Source organism: Burkholderia sp. AU33545, assembly GCF_020419685.1.
Classification (GTDB): Bacteria; Pseudomonadota; Gammaproteobacteria; order Burkholderiales; family Burkholderiaceae; genus Burkholderia; species Burkholderia diffusa.
Map to the genome: position 1 here is coordinate 173,708 of NZ_JAIZRQ010000007.1, position 19,127 is coordinate 192,834.

Here is a 19,127-nt window from a genome sequence, read left to right on the forward strand (position 1 = left end):
GCACCAGGCTACAAAGCGCGGCGAGCATTCACCACACCGATCCGGCCGCTCGCGCGCCGTCCGGATCGAAACGCATCGTCCCGAGGCCGCCACCGTCGTTCCAGTGACGACCGCGAACTAGAAGTCGGCAACCTTGCCCCAGGCGGAATCGCCGAACCGGCTCGGCCGATACGGCACCGGGTCCACGATCGGTTGCGCACCCGTGGCGAGATCCGCGATCAAGTGACCGGCGCCGGGGCCGATGCCGAAGCCGTGCCCGGAAAAGCCTGCCGCCAGGATCAATCCCGGCACGCCCGGCACTTCGCCGATACCCGGCACGCCGTCCGGCGTGCTGTCGACGAACCCGGCCCATGCGTGCGTGATCGTCGACTCGCGAAGTTCAGGAAGCAGTTCGACGGCACGTCGATACGTTTCGGCGACCGTCGGCATGTCTGGCTTCGGATCCAGGATGCGCACCGCCTCCATCGGCGTCGGCGCATCGAGCCGCCACCGCTTCAGCGTTTCGTGTCCGCCGCGCATGCCTTCGAGGCCGCCCGGAAGAAGATTGCGCCAGCGCTTCGCGAACATCGGCACGAACTGCGGCGCGAATCGCAGGAACTGCGGCGTGAGGTCCACGCGTGCGCGGCCGCTGATCGCCAGTGCGTAGCGTCCGTCGCTGCGGCGGGTGATGGACACGCCGGACGTATACAGCGCATCCGGCAGCGGATGCGCGACAGGCGACACGCTCAGGATCGACTGACGGATCGACGCCTGCGGAAAACGAATCCCCAACTGTCGGCAGAACGACGACGCCCATGCACCGCCGGAGAGCACGACCGTCCTGGTCTTGATGACGCCCGCCTCGGTAACGACGCCGCTGACGCGCCCGCCCTCCAGCTCGATGCCGCGCGCCGCGCAGTGCTGGTTGATGCTGCCGCCGAGCTTCATGACCGCGGCCGCCACGGCCGGCGCGGCCTTCCCCGGGTCGGCCGTGCCGTCGCTCGGCGAGAACACGCCGCCCTTCCACGACCGCCCGGTCGCGTGCCCGCGCTCGCCGGCCTGCTTGCTGTCGAGCATGTACGTCGTTACGCCCGCGGTCTTCGCGAAATCGCCCCAGCTGGCCCAGCGCGACAGCTCGGCCTCGTCGTTGCTCAGATACAGCAGCCCGCAGCGGTGAAAGCCCGTGTCTTCGCCGGATTCTGAGGCGAATCGTTCCCACAGATCGATGCTCTTGCTCGCCATCGGCAATTCGCGTTCGTCGCGGTTCTGCTGCCGGCACCAGCCCCAGTTGCGGCTCGACTGCTCGGCCCCGATTCGGCCCTTCTCGACCAGCGCGACCGACACCCCGCGCCGGGCCAGGTAGTAGGCAGTGAAGACGCCGATGATGCCGCCGCCGATCACGACGACATCGGCCGAAGCCGGCGGCGTGGACGGCGTTTCGATTTGGCGCAACGGAGGGGACATGTTCAGTCTCGTTCGGTTGATACGTGGATGTTTTGCACGACGTAGAATTTCGCCACGCGTTCGCTGCTTTCCCATCCGATCGATGCGCCGCGCGGCACGAAGAGCGCGTCGCCGGCGCCGAGCGACAGCACGCTGCCGTCGGGCGCGGCGAACCGTACGCTGCCGGCGAGCAGGAGCATGAACTCGTTCACGCGATGCGGGCGAACGATCCGGTGATAGGGCGTCGAATCCCACGTGCCCGCGCAGTACTCGGCGCCGTCGTCAATGAACACGTTGTCGCTACGGCATTGCGGTGCGGGGCCGAGCAGCACCTCTGCCGGCAGCGATGCGGACGGCTTGAAGTCGGCGTCGGCACGCAGCGGGAACAGGCCGCGCTTCGTCGGTTGCGCGCACGCAGCCGCGCAGAACGTGACGAGCACGCGCGATTCCGCGGTGACGCGAAGCGCCGTGCCGCCGCCGATCACTGCCCCCTCCCCCGGCCCGAGCACCAACGGTGCGGCGCCCGCTGCTTCAAGTGTCAGCTCGCCTTCGACGACGACGAGGGTCTCGATGTGCGGATAACGCGTGACGTCGAGCTCGCCGACGAAACGGATACGCCCGGCGGCCATCGAATCGGGCCCTTCCCACGCGATCTCACGATGTCGCGCGAAAGGATCACGCTCGCCGAACGCCTGCTTGCGGAAAGCTGTTGTATTGGCCGTGCCGTCGGCACGATGCAACACGAAAACTGCGGTCATTTCTGCTCCTGCCTGTGCGCGGCGATGTTGTCGACAACCCGTCGCGCGGTATCGGAAATCGTTGTTCGCGGGCGTCGCCCGCGCCGCGCCTACGCGGCGTGACACAACGCTTCGCTGCGTTCGGCATGCGTGCGCATCGACGACGTTCGCGCCGGCACGTCACCCGCCCGGGCGACCACGTAATCGCGCGGCGTAATCCCGAGCACCCGCCGGAAATGCCGGCACAGATGGCTCTGATCGAAGAAGCCGACCTCGGTCGCGACGACCGAGGGCGCCAGACCGGCGCGCAGCAAATCCTGCGCACGCCGCACACGCACGAGACACAGATACCGGTGCGGCGACAAGCCGACTTCGCTGCGAAAGCGCGCCGTGAACCTCGACACGCTCAGTCCGGCCACCGCCGCGAGCGTGTCGAGATTCAGCGGCTGCGCGAACGATGCATCGATCGTGCGCAGCACGTCGCCGATCGCTGGCGAGACGGGCTGCGGAATACGCAGTGCGCGCGGCGTCGCGGCTTCAGGCAAATCGTGGAACAGGGTGGCCATGCTCGCCGTCCTCATGCAATCGTCTCAACGGCCGCGCCTTGTGCGGCGAAATGCGCGATCGAGCGTCGCTCGATCAACGAGGCCATCATGTCACCGACGCCCGTCCCGTCGCGGCGACGTTCTTCGGCGGCGAGCAGGCAAACGAATCGTGCGTTCATATCGAATCTTCCCGAGGCAGCCGCTTCAGTGCAGGAAATCCTGCATCCGGTAATACGCGCCGACGAACGGCAGGAACCACGCTTGCCCGAAGTGGCCGGGCATCGCCGGCCAGTCGAGTTCGCGCCACGGATTCGACGCGGCCGCGCCGTACAGCACGTCGGCCATCACGCGGCCCATGTGCACGGACATCTGCACGCCGTGGCCGCTGTAGCCCATCGAGTAATAGAGCCCGTCGTGCTGACCCGCGCGCGGCAGCCGGTCGGCGGTGATGTCGACCAGCCCGCCCCAGCAGTAATCGAGCCGCACCTTCGCGAGTTCCGGAAAATAGCCGGCCATGCCGGCGCGCAGGATCTCGCCGCTTTTTGCGTCGGAGCGCGGGCTCGACATCGCGAAGCGCGCGCGGCCGCCGAACAGCAGCCGGTTGTCGGGCGTCACGCGGAAGTAGTTGCCGATCTGGCGCGACGTCACGTATGCGCGGCGATGCGGGAACAGCCGGTTCAACTGCGCGTCGGGCAGCGGTTCGGTGACGACGATGAAACTGCCGACCGGCGCGATGCGCCGCCGGAACCACGCGAACGGGCCGTGCTGCGACGCGCCGGTCGCGACCAGCACGCGATCGGCGACGAGCGTGCCGCGTGTGCTGGTGATCGTGTGGCGCTCGCCGTCGATCCGATCGAGTCGCGTAACGGCCGCGTGCTCGTAGATGCGTGCGCCGGCTCGCACGGCCGCCTGCGCCAACCCGACGCCGAACTTGCCCATGTGCATCTGCACGCCATTGCGTTGCAACAGCCCGCCGTGGAAACCGTCGGACGCGATTTCATCGCGGATTCGCGACGGCTCGATCAGTTCGATATCCGGATCGACGTCGCGCCGCAATGCGTCGAACGTCTTCGCGAGTCCCGCGAAATGCTGCGGTTTCGCCGCGAGCTTCAGCTTGCCCGCCCGCCGAAAGTCGCAGTCGATCGCATGCTCGGCGACGATCGTCTCGACGCTCTTCACCGCACTTTCGTAGGCGCGATAGAACTGCTTCGCCGGCTCGGCGCCGATGCGTGCGGCCAGCGACGCGTAGTCCTGCGCGACACCCGTATTGCACTGGCCACCGTTGCGGCCGGACGCTTCGCCCGCGATCTGCGCAGCTTCCAGCACGACCACCGATACGCCGCGCTGTGCCAGCGCAAGCGCCGCCGACAGGCCGGTGAAGCCGCCGCCGATCACGACCACGTCGGCGCGCCCTTCGACGGGCCCTTCGCAGCCGGCACGAAACGCGGGGCGGGTATCCAGCCAGTACGATTCGAATTTCATCGGATCCTTGTCGAGCATTCCGGCGACAGCGATTGGCGATCGCCCGTTGAAAGTCATTTAATCACCGTCAAAAAGCGCAGTTGCCGCGTATTCACACACGGCGCGCGCACGATCCACCGTTTTGCACGACCGCCGCAGCACACTATGCGGAAGGCCGCGCGACGCGCTACAGACGCACCGGCTGCACCGGCGCGACGTCCGCCGCCGGCTCGGCCTGGAAGCGCGCGAGGTCTTCCTCGCTGCGATGGCACAGCACCTGCGCACCGTTCTCGAGCGTGCGCAGCGCGGGCGCGGTGCGGTTGCACACGCCGTCCACCCGCATCGCGCAGCGCGACAGGAACGGACACAGCTCGACATCGTCGGCGCTCGCGCCGATCGGCACCAGCGGCCGGTGGCAGCGCTCGGCCGCATCGTCGAGCCAGCCCGCGCGCAACTCCGGTGCCGACGACACGAGCAGGTGCGAATACGGGTGGTAAGGCGGCGCGCACAGCGCATCGCGGCTACCGGTTTCGACGCGGCGGCCCGCGTACAGCACGACGATGTCGTCGCTGATCGCGCGCACCTTCGCGATATCGTGCGTGATGAACACGTACGACACGCCGAGCTTCGCCTGCAGGTCGCGCAGCAGGTCCATGATCGCGGCGCCAACCACGGTGTCGAGTGCCGACGTGACCTCGTCGCACAGGATCAGGTCGGGCTCGGCCGCCAGCGCGCGCGCGAGGTTCACGCGCTGCTTCTGCCCGCCGGACAGCTCGCCGGTACGCCGCGCGGCGACCGCCTGCGGCAGCCGCACGAGTTCGAGCAGTTCCGCGACGCGCTGCCGTGCACGCGCGCCCTTGATCCCGTGATAGAACGCGAGCGGCCGCGCCAGCGTGCGCTCGACGGTATGCACCGGATTGAGCGCGGTATCGGCGTTCTGGAACACGATCTGCACGCGGCGGTGCTGCTCCTTGGTGCGCTTGCCGATGTCGAGCGCGAGCGGCTCGCCGTCGAGCAGGATCTGCCCGGCCGTCGCCGGCACGAGGCCCGCGATCACCTTCGCGAGCGTCGTCTTGCCCGAGCCCGATTCGCCGATCACGCCGACCGTCTGCCCGCGCCCGATGCGCAGGTCCACTTCGTGCAGGATCACCTTCGCGGGCCAGCCTTTCGCGGTACGGCCGCCGTAGCCGGCGACCGCGCCGCGCACGTCGAGCAGCGGCGCCGGCGCGGCGCTCGCCGCGAGCGCATCACGTTCGGCATCGCTCGGCGTGACCGCCGCGATCAGGCTCTGCGTGTACGGATGCGTCGGCGCATGCAGGATCTGTTCGGTGTCGCCCGATTCGCGGATCACGCCATCGCTCAGCACGACGATCCGGTCGGCCATTTGCGCGACCACCGCCAGATCGTGCGACACGTACACCGCGCTCATCCCGCAGCGCCGGATCACGCTCTTGAACGCCTGCAGCACGTCGATCTGCGTGGTGACGTCGAGCGCGGTGGTCGGCTCATCGAGGATCACCAGCTCCGGATCGGTGATCAGCGCCATCGCGGCCATCAGCCGCTGCAGCTGGCCACCCGACACCTGGTGCGGATAGCGCCTGCCGATCGTCTCCGGCTCGGGCAGCGCGAGCGCGCGGAACAGCTCGACCGCCTTCGCCTGCGCATCGCGCTTCGTCATCGTCTTGTGGATCAGCGCGCTCTCGATCACCTGGTCGAGAATCGTGCGCGACGGGTTGAAGGCGGCGGCCGCGCTCTGCGCGATATACGCGACCTTGCGCCCGCGCAGCGCGGCCAGCGCCGGCGCTGGCAACGTGCAGACGTCCACGCCGCCAAGCTTCACCGAACCGCCGGCGATCCGGCACCCGGCACGCGCATGGCCCATCAGCGACAGCGCGATCGTCGTCTTGCCGGAGCCGGACTCGCCGATCAGCGCGAGCACCTCGCCGCGCCCGATCTCGAAGTCGACGCCGTGGACGATCGTCGTTTCCTCGCCGCCCGGCCGGCCGCCGACGACGCGCAGCCCGCGCACCTCGACGAGCGGAGTCGATTCATCTCGCATCAGTGTTCTCCCGCGGCAGCGGCCGCGCCCTTGCGGCGGCCGCGATGCGGCAGGCCGTCGATCAACAGGTTGACGCCCACCGTCAGGATCGCGATTGCGACCGCAGGCATGATCGCGACGGCCGAGCCGTCGCCGAGGCTCGCGATGTTCTCGCGCACCAGCGAGCCGAGGTCCGCGTATGGCGGCTGCACGCCGAGCCCGAGAAAGCTCAGGCCGCTCAGCAGCAGTACGACGAACGTGAAGCGCAGCCCGGTATCGGCCAGCATCGGGTGGATCATGTTCGGCAGCATCTCGACGCACGCGATGTACAGCGCGCTCTCGCCGCGGGCTCGCGCGACCTGCACGAACTCGAGCGTGCTGATGTTGACCGCCAGCGCGCGCGCGATCCGGTACGAGCCCGGCATGTAGCTGACCGCGGCGGTCAGGACCAGGAGCGGCAGCGACGAGCCGAACGCGGCGACGAACATCAGCGCGAACATCTTCGACGGAATCGACGTGAGCGCATCGAGCAGCCGGCTCATCGTCTCGTCGACCGCGCGGCCCGAGACGGTCGCGAGCAGCCCGAGCGTCGTGCCGGTCAGCGCGGCGAGCAACACCGCCGCGAGCGCGAGCAGTACGGTCAGGCGTGTGCCGTACAGGATCCGGCTCAGCATGTCCCGGCCGAGGAAGTCGGAGCCGAACGGCAGCTTCGCGCTGAACGGCGCGAACACGTCGGGCGTGACGATCGCGCCGACGTCGTGCGGCGCGAGCAGCGGCGCGAACGCCGCGATGAACAGCATCAGGCCGACCATCGACAGGCCGACGCGGCCGCCGGTCGTCAGTTTCACGCGCGCGGCGCGGCGCTTGCGCGGCTGGTCGGGGGCGGGCGCGGCGGGCGGCGTCGCGCCGCTCCACGGCGGAGGCTGATCGCCGGACGGCGGCAGCGCGCTGCTGCGTTGAACAGGTTCGGTCGGGTGCATGGGCGGCATCTCGGAAGGAGGACGGGACGCTCAGGTCCGCAGTCTCGGGTTCGACACGATCGAGCACAGGTCGGCGAACAGCACGAGCGTCAGATAGGCGACGCAAAAGATCAGCGTGCACGCCTGGACCAGCGGGAAATCGCGGTTGCCGACGGCATCGACCATCAGGCTCGCGAGCCCCGGATAGTTGAAGATCGTCTCGACGACGATCACGCCGCCGAGCAGATACGACAGGCTCAGCGCGACCGCATTGGCGATCGGGCCGATCGCGTTCGGCAGCGCATGGCGCAGCACGACGCGCGCGGGGCTCGCACCCTTGAGCACGGCCATCTCGACGTACGACGCGCTCAGTTGCTCGATCACCGCGGCGCGCGTCATCCGTGCCATCTGCGCGATCACGACCGCGCACAGCGTCAGCACCGGCATCGCATACGCGCGCAGGAAATCGTGCAGGCTTTCGATCGGGCCGCTGTACGACAGCGCAGACAGCCAGTGCAGCTTCACGGCCAGCACGAGCACTGCGACCGTCGCGATCAGGAATTCCGGCGTTGCGACGAGCGACAGCGTGCCGAGGCTGATCACGCGATCGACCACCGACTCCCGCTTGACCGCCGCGAGGATCCCGAGCAGCAGCGCGATCGGCACCGACACGGCGGTCGTGATCGCCGCGAGCGCGAGCGACTTCGGCAGACGTCCGCCGATCATCTCCGACACCGGCATGTCGCCCGACAGCGAGCGGCCGAAATCGCCGTGCAGCAGCCCCGCGAGCCAGTGGAGGTAGCGCACGTGGGCCGGCATGTCGAGGCCGAACTGCTGACGCAGCGCGGCGACCGTCTCCGGCGTCGCGGACTGGCCGAGCGCGGCCTGCGCGGCGTCGCCCGGCAGCAGGTTCGTGATCGTGAAGATGATCGCGGACACGATCAGCAGCGTCAGCGCAGTAACCGCGATGCGCCGGCCGATCAGCCCGAGCAGGATTCGATTCATGAAGCGGCACTCCGGAAAAATTCGCGCGCGACCAGGGCGAGGGCCCGCACTGGTCGCGCGGCGGCGGCACGCGTCGTGCTCAGGCGTTCCACCACACGTGCTCGGCGAACATGAAGCCCATCATTCCGCCGGTCGGAATCGAGCCGAGACCGGCGAGCCGCTTGTCGTAGCCGTCGAGGAAGCTGATGAAGGCCGGAATGCCGACCCGGCACTGCTGCGCGACGAGCACCTGCATGTCGCCGTACATCTGCTTGCGCTTCGCGTCGTCGGTTTCCGATCGCGCGGCGAGCAGCAACTGGTCGAACTTCGCGTTCTTCCAGCCCGACTCGTTCCACGGCGCGTCCGACTTGAAGAACTGCGTGAACAACACGTCGGCGCTCGAGCGCGGATTGATGTTGCCGAAGCCGAGCGGATGCTTCATCCAGTGGTTCGACCAGTAGCCGTCGGGCGACACGCGGTTCACCTGCAGGTTCAACCCGATCTTCTGGCCGGCCTGCTGCAGCAGCACGGCCATTTCGATCGACCCGTTCGCGTCGGACGTCGCATAGATCGGCGGCAGCGTGGCGCCCAGCGCGCCCGCCTTCTGGAACAGGAACTTCGCCTTGTCCGGATCGTGCGGCCGCTGCGGCAGCGATGCGTTGAAGTAGCGATGCCCCGGCGGGATCGGCTGGTCGTTGCCGATCACCGCGTAGCCGCGAAACACCGCCGAGCGGATCTGCTCGCGATCGAACAGATACTTCATCCCTTCGACGAAATCCGGGTTCGCGGTGATCGGGTTGTCGCTACGCACGATCAGGTCGGTATATAGCCCCGACTTGGTTTCCTGCAGCGCATAGCCCGGCGTCGACGCGACCCGCTGCGTCGAGCGCGGATCGATCGCGTTGATCAGGTGCACGTCGCCCGACAGCAGCGCGTTCAGGCGCGCGGCGCTGTCGCTGATGCCGATCAGCTCGATCTCGTCGAGATACGGCATCCCCGGCTTGAAGTAGCTGTCGTTGCGCACGCCGACGGTCGACACGCCCGGCTTGAACGACTTCAGCTTGTACGGGCCGCAGCCGATGCCGGTGCTGAAGTCGGTCGTGCCGTCCTTGACGATCACGAGCTGCGGCGTCGCGAGAATCACCGGCAGATCGGCGTTCGCGCTGGCGAGCGTGAGCGTGACCTCGTCCGGGCCGCTCGCTTTCGCATCGGCGAATTGATCGGCGAGCGGCTTGACCTTCGAGGCGGTGGCCGCGTTCTTGTGGCGCATCAGCGAGAACACCACGTCGGCCGGCCCGACCGGTTTCCCGTCGTGGAACGTGACGCCCTTGCGCAGCTTGATGACCCACGTTTTCGCGTCGGTCGTCTGCAACGACTGGGCGAGATTCATTTGCGGCGTCAGGCTCGCATCGAGCTGCGTGAGGCCGCTGTAGAACATGAAGAATCGAATGTAGTCGGCGCCCGTCGAGCCCTTGGCCGGGTCGAGCGTATCGGCCGTCGAACTCGATTCGTTCGCGACCCGGATCTTGCCGCCGCGCTTCGGCGCGGGCGCGGCGAACGCGGATTGCATGCCGGTCAGCAGGCCGCCGCCACCGACGGCCATCATGCCGCTCGCCGCCATGACCCGCATCATGTCGCGGCGCGTGATGCCGCCCTTGCCGCCGTTGTCGATATCGTCGCTCATCCGAACTGCTCCTGACTGTGGAAAGTGGGGTCCTGGGATCCAGCGTGGTTCGAGAAAACCCGCCGCGCCTGCCTGCTGGTGGCGAACACGACGTCGTGCGCATTGAGTTCATTTAAGCATCGCCAAAATGCGGGTTGTCGCGATTCGGGGCGGCTGCACGACACGATTCGACCGTTTTGGGCCACCTGCGCAGCATGATTTGCTGCGTGACCACGCGTGCCGCCGTTTGCTCGATGCCACGTCGCGACGGCTGCGCAGCGCGTGCGCGACGAAGGAAATCGTAAAGTGATGCACGCGGCAGATTGCGCCGACAAAATTGGCCGTTCGGCATCCGAAGCGCGTTCGGCTCCCTCAAACAGCATGTTTGCGTGGAATGGGCACTCGCGGTCCGCAGTGCCCGAAACGACCGGAACGCCGCGTGCACATGCGACAGCGGGTGCCGGCCGTGAGGACGCCTTGAGCCTGAAAGATCGGGAGATTGCGGCGACGTCGAAGCGGCTGTGCCGGATAACGGGAAGACGGCCGGGTTGCCCGACGCCGGGAACGAACCCGTGACGGGCCACCAGGCCGTGATTCCCTGCCGCGATGCGGTCGATGCGGTCGATGCCGGCGTGTCGGCGCGCACGCCGGACACATGCCGGCGTGGCGTGAGGGAGACGAGTTGATGTCGTTGCCGGCAGATGCCGGCACGCGGCCGTCAGTGAGCCAGCCTGAACACCGATACGGCGGCCCGCAAGCGTGCCGCCTGTTCATCCAGCGAGGACGCGGCAGCGGCAGCCTGCTCCACCAGCGCGGCATTCTGCTGGGTCACTTCGTCCATTTGCGCGACCGCCAGGCCGACCTGCTCGATGCCGGTGCTTTGCTCGGCGGATGCCGCTGAAATCTCGCCCATGATGTCGGCCACCCGGTCGATCGACCGCACGATCTCCGTCATGCGCGCGCCCGCTGTCTCGACGAGCCGGCTGCCGCTGCCGACCCGCTCGACCGACGCCTCGATCAATCCCTTGATGTCTTTCGCGGCCGCCGCGCTGCGTTGCGCGAGCGAGCGGACCTCCGAGGCCACGACCGCGAACCCGCGCCCTTCCTCGCCGGCCCGCGCGGCCTCGACCGCGGCGTTGAGCGCGAGAATGTTCGTCTGGAACGCGATGCTTTCGATCACGACGGTAATGTCGGCGATCCGCACCGATCCGTCCGAAATCTGCCGCATCGTTTCGACGACTTCGCGCACGGCGGCGCCGCCGAGTTCGGTCGCCTCCTTCGCGTGGGTCACGAGCGCATTCGCCTGACGTGCATTGTCGGCATTCTGTTTGACCGTCGACGTGATCTGCTCCATGCTGGCGGCCGTTTGCTGCAGCGACGCGGCCTGTTCCTCCGTGCGCTGCGACAAGTCCAGATTGCCTTGCGCGATCTCGCCGGTGCCGACGGCAATCGAGTGGGTCGTGGTCTGGATTTCGGCGATGGTCTCGGTCAGTCGGGCCTTCATGTCGGCGAGCGCGACGAGCAGGCTGCCCGGCGCGGCGTTCGCCGTGTCGAACTGCACGTCCAGTTCGCCGGCGGCGATGCGGGCCGCAATGTGCGTCGCATGCGCCGGCTCGCCGCCGAGCGTGCGCCGGACGCTGCGCAACACCCCCCACGCAATCGCCGCGAGCGCCGCGGCGATGACGAGCGTGATGGCGCCCAGCACCTGCGCGAGCCGCGTAAACGCGGCATTGATGTCGTCGTAGAAGAATCCCGTGCCGATCCACCAGTCCCACTCCGGAATGGAGACCACGCCCTGGAGTTTCGGCTCCACGTCCGCGTCCGGGCTGCGCTTGATCAGCACGTCGACGAGCGCGAAATGCGCCTGGGCCATTCCGGTGCGGTACGCCTCGCTGTCGGTCATGCCGCTGGTCGTGCGATTGCCCTTGGCGCGGGTGCCGATGAACTTCGCGTTCGGATGCACGAGGTTGACGCCGTCGGACGTCGTCACCCAGTAGTAGCTTTTCGAATTCGCATTGAGCGCGGACAACGCGGCCTTGGCCTGCTGCTGGGCCTGATCTGGCGTGAGCGTGCCGTTCGCCTGCATCGCGCGGTACGCGTCGACCAGATGCTCGGCTTTGGTCAGAAGAATGACGATCTCTTCACGACGGCTGTCGATCAGCGCGTCGCGCAGCGTATACAGCGACATCGCGGCAAGCAATGCAACGCCGAGCAGCGCCGCGGCGACGAGCATCAGCAGTTTCGTGGACAACTTCATGCGGAGGGCCTCGATATATTAACCGTTCGGTACATATATCGGCCCGGGCGGCCCTGCCTTGAATGGCTCTGTATCGGTAATTACCCTCGTTTCGTGCGGTGATCGCACGCGCAAGGCGGAACGGCCGTCGCGCCACCCGGTCGATCGGGATGGGCACGGCCGCGCGCGCAGGGCACGCGGCCCCACGCCGGCGCGGCGTCGCTTACAGCCCGAGCTGTGTCGCGAGATGGCCGATGTCCGACACCTCGTAGTAGTTGTAGAACGGCGTGCCCGGCTCGTGGCCGCGGTTCACGAATGCCTTGTGCTTGATGCCGAGGTCCTCGGCCGTCATCAGGTCGTAGCGCAGGCTCGACGACACGTGCAGCACGTCCTCCGGCTTGCAGCCGAGCTTGCCGAACATGTATTCGAAGCCCTGCATCCGCGGCTTGTACGACTGCGCCTGCTGCGCGGTGAACACCGCATGGAACGGCGCGCCGAGCTTGTCGACGTTGCTCATGATCTGGTCGTCCGACGCGTTGGACAGGATCACCAGCTTGTACTTCGTGGCCAGCCGCGAAAGCCCGGCCGGCACGTCCGGATGCGGACCCCACGTCGGCACCGCATGATAGAAACGCTCGGCCTCGGCCTCGTCGAACTGCACGCCGATGCGCGCGCAGGTGCGCCGGATCGCATTGACGACGACGTCGCGGTACGGCTTCCACGCCCCGAGCACCTCGTCGAGCCGATAGGCGGCGAACGCGCGCACGAATTCCTCCATCGCGACCGGCGACAGCCGGTCCGCGTAGACCTCGCGCGCCATTTCCGCCATCCGGAAGCGGGTCAGCGTGCCGTAGCAGTCGAACGTGATGAACTTCGGTTCAAATTGGATCATGGTGACGTCCTGTCGGTGTGAAGCCCCGGCAGGGCCGGGGACGGGCTGGGTTGTACGAAATTGAATCAGGGCAAAAAGTCCTTCGCGCATCGTTCGACGCCGGTCAAAACGCAGAATCACCGCGTGTTGGGCGCGCTGCACGGCACGATCTGCGGTGCGATTCCGGGCGGTGCGCTCGGGCCGGCCGACGGCTCTCGCAAAACCGCGACGCGCGCGCCCGGCGTGGCCGCCACGCGGTTCGGCGCGGCAGCGAGCGGCGCGCCACCCCGCTTCCATCGTACTGGCGTTCATGCAGCAGAAGCTGCCGGGAAGCCGGGCCGAGGCGGCACGATCCGCGCGTTCGCGCACGCCGATCGAGCGGGTTTGCGTCGATCTCTCTCGCGCGCTCGTCGCCGCCGGAAAACAGGCGAATCGTCCTATCCGCGCCGTGGTGGCGCTGGCACAGTCGACATGTCATTCCTACCCATCCGGAGTCCGGCGTGGCCGACCTCAATTCTTCCAGCACGCTTACCTATCGTCCTTTCGCCGAGACCGACCTGCCTGCCGCGCTGCGGCTGTCGGAAGCAGTCAAGTGGCCGCACCGGCTCGACGACTGGCGCTTCGCATTCCAGCTCGGCAGCGGCTTCGTCGCCGAAGACGAATCCGGCATCGTCGGCACCGCGCTCGGCTGGCGCTTCGGCGAGTCGCACGCATCGCTCGGCATGGTGATCGTGTCGCCCGAGCGCCAAGGTCGCGGCATCGGCCGCGAACTGTTTGCGCGCGTCGTCGACAGCCTCGGCACGCGCACGATCCTCCTGCACGCGACACCGTCCGGCGAACCGCTCTACGTGAAGTTCGGCTTCGCGGCGATCGGCACGATCGACCAGCACCAGGGCGCCGCGTTCCAGCCGCCGCTGATCTCCCTGCCGCCGGGCGAGCGGCTGCGCCCGCTCGGCACCAACGACGGTCCGCGCCTCGCCGCGCTCGCATCGCGCGCGGCCGGCTACCCGCGCGATGCGGTGATCGAAGCGCTGCTCGGCGTCGCCAACGGGATCGCACTCGACCGCGACGGCGAACTGCTCGGCTTCGCGCTCTTTCGCCGTTTCGGTCGCGGCCACGTGATCGGCCCCGTGATCGCACCGGACGCGCTGCGCGCGCAGGCGCTTATCAGCCACTGGCTCGCGCTGCACGAAGGCATGTTCGTGCGCGTCGACGTGCCGGGCGACAGCGGGCTGTCGGACTGGCTGCAGGGGCTCGGCCTGCCGCGCGTCGACACCGTCGTCGCGATGGCGCGCGGCGCGGCGCCTGCCCGCGATCCGGCACTGCGCGCGTTCGCGATCGTCAACCAGGCGCTCGGCTGAACCGCACGCACGATGAGCTTTCTCTACAAGGCCGACCCGGTGCGCGGCGCGCAATGGGCGCAGCGCTTCGCGCAACAGGCGCCCGACCTCGCGTTCCGGATCTGGCCGGACATCGGCGATCCCGAAGCCGTGCGCTATCTCGCCGCGTGGCAGCCGCCCGACGATCCGTTAGCGCTGCTGCCGAATCTGGAGATCGTGTTTTCGGTCGGCGCCGGCATCGACCAGTTCGACCTGTCGTGCGTGCCCGCGCACATCCCGGTCGTGCGGATGATCGAGCCGGGCATCGTCGAAGGGATGGTCGAATACATGACGCAGGCCGTGCTGACGATCCATCGCGACCTGTTCGACTATGCGGCGCAGCAGCGCGAGCACGTGTGGCGCGAGAAGCCGGTGCGCGCCGCTGCGTCGCGACGCGTCGGCGTGCTCGGGCTCGGCACGCTCGGGCAGGCCGTGCTCGACACGCTGCTGCGCTTCGGCTTCCCGTGCGCCGGCTGGAGCCGCACGCCGCGCACGCTCGACGGCATCGACTGCTACGCGGGCGACGCGGCGCTCGACGCGTTCCTGGCCCGCACCGACATCCTGATCTGCCTGCTCCCGCTCACCGACGACACGCGCGGCCTGCTCGGCGCGCGTGTGTTCGACGCGCTGCCGGCCGGCGCATCGCTCGTGCAGGTCGGGCGCGGCCCGCAGCTCGATGCGACCGCGCTGCTCGCCGCGCTCGGCAGCGGCCGCCTCGACAGCGCGATCCTCGACGTGACGGACCCGGAGCCTTTGCCGGCCGGCCACCCGTTCTGGACGCATCCGCGCGTTCGCATCACGCCGCACATCGCCAGCGCGACGCGGCCCGACACCGCGGCCGACGCCGTACTCGCAAACCTCGCGCGCCATCGCGCGGGGCAGCCGATGATCGGCGTCGTCGATCGCGCACGCGGCTACTGACACGCGCGCCCGGCCCCGCGGGGCGCGCAGCAGAAAATGCCGAAGCGCCCCGTGCAAACACCGCTTTCGTACGTTTCAGGCCGCAAATTGAAGACGCATGCGGATTTCTCGCCCGGTAGCATGACCTCACGCTGACACCCGACGAGAGTCCCGCCCTGCCATGAACCAAGCCGCGCTGATCGAAGCCGATCGTCAACACCTGATCCACCCTGTCGTCAACTATCGTGCGCACGAGGCGCGCGGCGTCACCGTGCTCGAATCCGCCGAAGGCGTGTTCCTGCGCGACGCCGACGGCCACACGTTGCTCGATGCGTTCTCGGGCCTGTGGTGCGTGAACGTCGGCTACGGCCGCGACAGCATCGTGAAGGCCGCCGCCGAACAAATGGCGAAGCTGCCCTACGCGACCGGCTATTTCCATTTCGGCTCACGACCCGCGATCGAGCTGGCCGAACGCCTCGCGGCGCTCGCGCCGCCGTCGCTGAATCGCGTGTACTTCACGCTCGGCGGCTCGGATGCGATCGACTCCGCGGTGCGTTTCATCACGCACTATTTCAACGCAACCGGTCGCCCGACGAAAAAGCACATGATCGCGCTCGAGCGCGGCTATCACGGCTCGTCGTCGATCGGCGCCGGCCTCACCGCGCTGCCCGCGTTCCACCGTCACTTCGACCTGCCGCGCGCGGACCAGCACCACATCCCGTCGCCCTACCCGTATCGCCACCCGCTCGGCAACGATTCGCAGGCGCTGATCGCCGCGTCGGTCGCCGCGCTCGAAGCGAAAGTCGCCGAACTCGGCGCGGACAACGTCGCGGCCTTCTTCTGCGAGCCCGTGCAGGGTTCCGGCGGCGTGATCGTGCCGCCGGCCGGCTGGCTGAAGGCGATGCGCGACGCGTGCCGGCGCCTCGGCATCCTGTTCGTCGCCGACGAGGTGATCACCGGCTTCGGCCGCACGGGCCCGTTGTTCGCGTGCGAGACCGAGCAGGTCGACCCGGACCTGATGACCGTCGCGAAGGGGCTGACCGCCGGCTATGCGCCGATGGGGGCCGTGCTGATGTCCGATGAAATCTACGAAGGGATCGCGGGTAGCCGCGCCGATTCGCCCGCGGTCGGCCACGGCCATACGTATTCCGCGCATCCGGTCAGCGCGGCGATCGGCCTCGAGGTGCTGAAGCTCTATCACGAAGGCGGGCTGCTCGCGAACGGCCAGGCGATGGCGCCGTGTTTCGCCGCGGGGCTCGATGCGCTGCGCGCGCATCCGCTCGTCGGCGACGCCCGTTCGGTCGGGCTGCTCGGCGCGCTCGAGCTGGTCGCCGACAAGGCACGCAAGACGCGCTTCGACCCTGCGCTGAACGTGCCCGACAGGATTGCCGCCGCCGCGTACGCGAACGGCGTGGTGTTTCGCGCATTCGGCGACGGCGTGCTCGGTTTCGCGCCGGCGCTGAGCTTCAGCGCGGGCGAGTTCGACCTGATGTTCGAACGCGTGCGCAAGACGCTCGACGACGTGCTGGCCGACGCGGACGTGCAACGCGCGCTCGACGCCGCGCACGCGCAGCCGGCCTGACCGGCCAAGGGAAAGCCGGGCTTGTGGCGGCCATCGTTCGACTCTAAAGTAACCGGACATTCCATTTTTTCCCTCTCACGTGAACATGACGGACAGCAAGCTGGATCGCATCGACCTGCGCATCCTCTCCCAGTTGCAAAAGCGCGGCCGCATGACCAACGTCGAACTGGCCGATGCGGTCGGGCTGTCGCCCAGTCCTTGCCTGATCCGCGTGAAGCGGCTCGAGAAGGCCGGCTACATCGGCGGCTACGGCGCGCACATCCAGCTCGAGAAACTCGGCGACGTGCAGGTCGTGTTTACCGAAGTCACGCTGGCCGACCACCGGCGCGAGGACTTCGATCGTTTCGTCGCGGCGATCCGCAACGTCGACGAGATCGTCGAGTGCCACCTCGCGAGCGGCGGCTACGACTATCTGCTGAAGTTCATCACGCGCAGCGTGAGCCATTACCAGACGATCGTCGAAGGGCTGCTCGAGCAGAACATCGGCATCGAGAAGTATTTCAGTTACGTCATCATCAAGTCGCCGTTCGTCAAACGGCACTACCCGCTCGAATCGCTGTTCGGCGAGCGTCACTGACGGACGGCGCGCGGCATCCACGAACGCGGCGGCTAGCCGTCCGCGCGGGGTAGTCGCGCGCCCGCGCCGCTGCCGTCGTCACCGAATCGCCCCATCCAAGGATCTGTCATGCCGCTTACGCTGTCCCGAACCGAACTCGTTCGCACCGCCAACCTGATCGACGGCACCTGGCGCGATGCGCTCGACGGCCGCCGCTTCGACGTCACCGATCCCGCGACGCTCGAGATCGTTGCCCACGCACCCGACAGCGGCGCCGCCGACGCGCGCGCCGCGACCGACGCGGCAGCGCGCGCGCTGCCCGGATGGCGCGCAACGCCCGCTCGCGAACGGGCCGCCATCCTGCGCGCCTGGCATGCGGCGATCGTCGCGCACACCGACGATCTCGCTGCGCTGATGTCGCGCGAACAAGGCAAGCCGCTCGCCGAAGCGCGCGGCGAAGTCGCGTACGGCGCGTCGTACGTGCTGTGGTTCGCCGAGGAGGCGACGCGCACCTACGGCGACCTGATTCCGCAGCAGCAGCGCGGCAAGCGGCTGAGTGCGGTCAAGGAGCCGATCGGCATCGTCGCCGCAGTCACGCCGTGGAATTTTCCGCTCGCGATGATCGCGCGCAAGATCGCTCCCGCGCTCGCGGCCGGTTGCACGGTCGTTGCGAAACCGGCGGAAGACACGCCGCTCACGGCGCTCGCGCTGGCCTTCCTCGCACAGGAAGCCGGCGTGCCGCCCGGCGTGCTGAACCTGATCGCCGCGTCGCGTGACCGCGGCATCGACGCGGTGGCCGACTGGCTCGCCGACGCTCGCGTACGCAAGATCACGTTCACCGGATCGACGCCCGTCGGCAAGCTGCTCGCGCGCGAATCGGCCGCGACGCTCAAGAAGCTGTCACTGGAACTCGGCGGCAATGCGCCTTTCATCGTGTTCGACGATGCCGAGCTCGACGCCGCGGTCGACGGGCTGATGGCCGCCAAGTTCCGTAACGGTGGCCAGACCTGCGTGTCGCCGAATCGCGTGTATGTGCAGGCCGGCGTCTACGACGCCTTCGCCGCGAAACTCGCCGCGCGCGTCGCCGCGCTGAAGGTCGCGCCGGCGACCGACCCGGCCGCGCAGATCGGCCCGATGATCAACGCGCGCGCGATCGACAAGATCGCGCGCCACGTCGGCGACGCGATCGAGCGCGGCGCACGCGTGCTCACGGGCGGCAAGCGCCTGCCCGAACTCGGGCCGAACTATTACGCGCCGACGGTGCTCGCCGACGCCACCGCCGACATGCAGCTGACCTGCGAGGAAACCTTCGGCCCCGTCGCCGCGCTGTTTCGGTTCGCCACCGAGGACGAAGCCGTCGACGCCGCGAACGACACGCCGTTCGGGCTTGCCGCGTATTTCTACACGCAGGACGTGCGCCGCATCGCGCGCGTGTCGGCGCGGCTCGAAACGGGCATCGTCGGCATCAACGAGGGCGCGCTTGCGAGCGAAGCCGCGCCGTTCGGCGGCGTGAAGGAATCGGGCTACGGCCGTGAAGGCTCGCGCTACGGACTCGACGATTACCTGTCGATCAAGTATCTGTGCCAGGGCGGGCTCGACTGATCCCGCGCAGCCGCCCGCATCCGCGGCCGCTGCGTTCCGTTGCGCGGCGCGCCGCGACCGGCGTGCTCCGGCCGCATACGTTTGCGGCACCCATGCAGTCATCGCTTCGCATGCCGGCCTCGATTTCCGGTTAACGGTGCCGTTAACCTGGATTTGACCCGCGCCGCTGCGGTCGCAGCCGGCTCCCCGCAC

The 19,127-nt window shown here is 68.3% G+C and carries 15 protein-coding genes; 5 read left to right on the forward strand and 10 right to left on the reverse strand.

Annotated elements, in window-relative coordinates; genetic code table 11:
* Positions 1–117: 117 nt before the first annotated feature.
* The 10 genes from LGM71_RS23625 to LGM71_RS23670 form a co-directional block, all read right to left on the reverse strand.
* On the reverse strand, positions 118–1,443 hold the full coding sequence (locus LGM71_RS23625) for an NAD(P)/FAD-dependent oxidoreductase (protein WP_226116654.1): 1,326 nt from the start codon (positions 1,441–1,443) through the stop codon (positions 118–120).
* A gap of 2 nt (positions 1,444–1,445) precedes the next feature.
* Entirely contained in the window at positions 1,446–2,180 is a 735-nt protein-coding gene (locus tag LGM71_RS23630; protein WP_124901933.1) for a cupin domain-containing protein, read from the reverse strand.
* An 89-nt stretch (positions 2,181–2,269) separates the two neighbouring features.
* On the reverse strand, positions 2,270–2,725 hold the full coding sequence (locus LGM71_RS23635) for a helix-turn-helix domain-containing protein (RefSeq protein ID WP_226116657.1): 456 nt from the start codon (positions 2,723–2,725) through the stop codon (positions 2,270–2,272).
* A 183-nt stretch (positions 2,726–2,908) separates the two neighbouring features.
* Positions 2,909–4,186: an NAD(P)/FAD-dependent oxidoreductase gene (locus tag LGM71_RS23640; RefSeq protein WP_226116659.1), complete on the reverse strand. Its 1,278-nt coding sequence runs from the start codon at positions 4,184–4,186 to the stop codon at positions 2,909–2,911.
* A 166-nt stretch (positions 4,187–4,352) separates the two neighbouring features.
* Complete coding sequence (locus LGM71_RS23645) at positions 4,353–6,224, reverse strand: ABC transporter ATP-binding protein (protein ID WP_226116662.1); 1,872 nt, start codon at positions 6,222–6,224, stop codon at positions 4,353–4,355.
* Entirely contained in the window at positions 6,224–7,183 is a 960-nt protein-coding gene (locus LGM71_RS23650; RefSeq protein ID WP_124627518.1) for an ABC transporter permease, read from the reverse strand. Before LGM71_RS23650 ends, LGM71_RS23645 begins: the two co-directional genes overlap by 1 nt.
* Positions 7,184–7,213: 30 nt before the next feature.
* Complete coding sequence (locus LGM71_RS23655) at positions 7,214–8,167, reverse strand: ABC transporter permease (RefSeq protein WP_059536198.1); 954 nt, start codon at positions 8,165–8,167, stop codon at positions 7,214–7,216.
* A 79-nt stretch (positions 8,168–8,246) separates the two neighbouring features.
* Positions 8,247–9,830, reverse strand: coding sequence for an ABC transporter substrate-binding protein (locus tag LGM71_RS23660; RefSeq protein WP_059599589.1), 1,584 nt, complete (start codon positions 9,828–9,830; stop codon positions 8,247–8,249).
* Positions 9,831–10,527: 697 nt separating this feature from the next.
* Positions 10,528–12,066, reverse strand: coding sequence for a methyl-accepting chemotaxis protein (locus LGM71_RS23665; protein ID WP_226116670.1), 1,539 nt, complete (start codon positions 12,064–12,066; stop codon positions 10,528–10,530).
* A 202-nt stretch (positions 12,067–12,268) separates the two neighbouring features.
* On the reverse strand, positions 12,269–12,937 hold the full coding sequence (locus tag LGM71_RS23670; RefSeq protein WP_059599594.1) for a haloacid dehalogenase type II: 669 nt from the start codon (positions 12,935–12,937) through the stop codon (positions 12,269–12,271).
* A gap of 479 nt (positions 12,938–13,416) precedes the next feature.
* Between LGM71_RS23670 and LGM71_RS23675 the strand changes: the two genes are divergently transcribed.
* The 5 genes from LGM71_RS23675 (at position 13,417) to LGM71_RS23695 (ending at position 18,935) form a co-directional block, all read left to right on the forward strand.
* On the forward strand, positions 13,417–14,277 hold the full coding sequence (locus LGM71_RS23675; protein ID WP_124627510.1) for a GNAT family N-acetyltransferase: 861 nt from the start codon (positions 13,417–13,419) through the stop codon (positions 14,275–14,277).
* Between the two features lie 12 nt (positions 14,278–14,289).
* Positions 14,290–15,216 (forward strand): 2-hydroxyacid dehydrogenase, encoded by a 927-nt coding sequence (locus tag LGM71_RS23680; protein ID WP_226116672.1) that lies wholly within the window; start codon positions 14,290–14,292, stop codon positions 15,214–15,216.
* Between the two features lie 160 nt (positions 15,217–15,376).
* Positions 15,377–16,777, forward strand: a complete 1,401-nt coding sequence (locus LGM71_RS23685; protein ID WP_226116674.1) for an aspartate aminotransferase family protein — start codon at positions 15,377–15,379, stop codon at positions 16,775–16,777.
* An 85-nt stretch (positions 16,778–16,862) separates the two neighbouring features.
* Entirely contained in the window at positions 16,863–17,354 is a 492-nt protein-coding gene (locus LGM71_RS23690; protein ID WP_006749694.1) for an Lrp/AsnC family transcriptional regulator, read from the forward strand.
* A gap of 108 nt (positions 17,355–17,462) precedes the next feature.
* A complete protein-coding gene (locus LGM71_RS23695) occupies positions 17,463–18,935 on the forward strand; it encodes an NAD-dependent succinate-semialdehyde dehydrogenase (protein WP_124901924.1) in 1,473 nt (490 codons plus the stop codon).
* Positions 18,936–19,127 lie beyond the last annotated feature (192 nt).

Coding starts and splice junctions, on each gene's coding strand:
- LGM71_RS23685 (WP_226116674.1), top strand. CDS start 15,377: ATGAACCAAGCCGCGCTGATCGAAGCCGATCGTCAACACCTGATCCAC.
- LGM71_RS23690 (WP_006749694.1), top strand. CDS start 16,863: ATGACGGACAGCAAGCTGGATCGCATCGACCTGCGCATCCTCTCCCAG.
- LGM71_RS23640 (WP_226116659.1), bottom strand. CDS start 4,186: ATGAAATTCGAATCGTACTGGCTGGATACCCGCCCCGCGTTTCGTGCC.
- LGM71_RS23635 (WP_226116657.1), bottom strand. CDS start 2,725: ATGGCCACCCTGTTCCACGATTTGCCTGAAGCCGCGACGCCGCGCGCA.
- LGM71_RS23650 (WP_124627518.1), bottom strand. CDS start 7,183: ATGCACCCGACCGAACCTGTTCAACGCAGCAGCGCGCTGCCGCCGTCC.
- LGM71_RS23670 (WP_059599594.1), bottom strand. CDS start 12,937: ATGATCCAATTTGAACCGAAGTTCATCACGTTCGACTGCTACGGCACG.
- LGM71_RS23630 (WP_124901933.1), bottom strand. CDS start 2,180: ATGACCGCAGTTTTCGTGTTGCATCGTGCCGACGGCACGGCCAATACA.
- LGM71_RS23625 (WP_226116654.1), bottom strand. CDS start 1,443: ATGTCCCCTCCGTTGCGCCAAATCGAAACGCCGTCCACGCCGCCGGCT.
- LGM71_RS23655 (WP_059536198.1), bottom strand. CDS start 8,167: ATGAATCGAATCCTGCTCGGGCTGATCGGCCGGCGCATCGCGGTTACT.
- LGM71_RS23680 (WP_226116672.1), top strand. CDS start 14,290: ATGAGCTTTCTCTACAAGGCCGACCCGGTGCGCGGCGCGCAATGGGCG.
- LGM71_RS23695 (WP_124901924.1), top strand. CDS start 17,463: ATGCCGCTTACGCTGTCCCGAACCGAACTCGTTCGCACCGCCAACCTG.
- LGM71_RS23660 (WP_059599589.1), bottom strand. CDS start 9,830: ATGAGCGACGATATCGACAACGGCGGCAAGGGCGGCATCACGCGCCGC.
- LGM71_RS23665 (WP_226116670.1), bottom strand. CDS start 12,066: ATGAAGTTGTCCACGAAACTGCTGATGCTCGTCGCCGCGGCGCTGCTC.
- LGM71_RS23645 (WP_226116662.1), bottom strand. CDS start 6,224: ATGCGAGATGAATCGACTCCGCTCGTCGAGGTGCGCGGGCTGCGCGTC.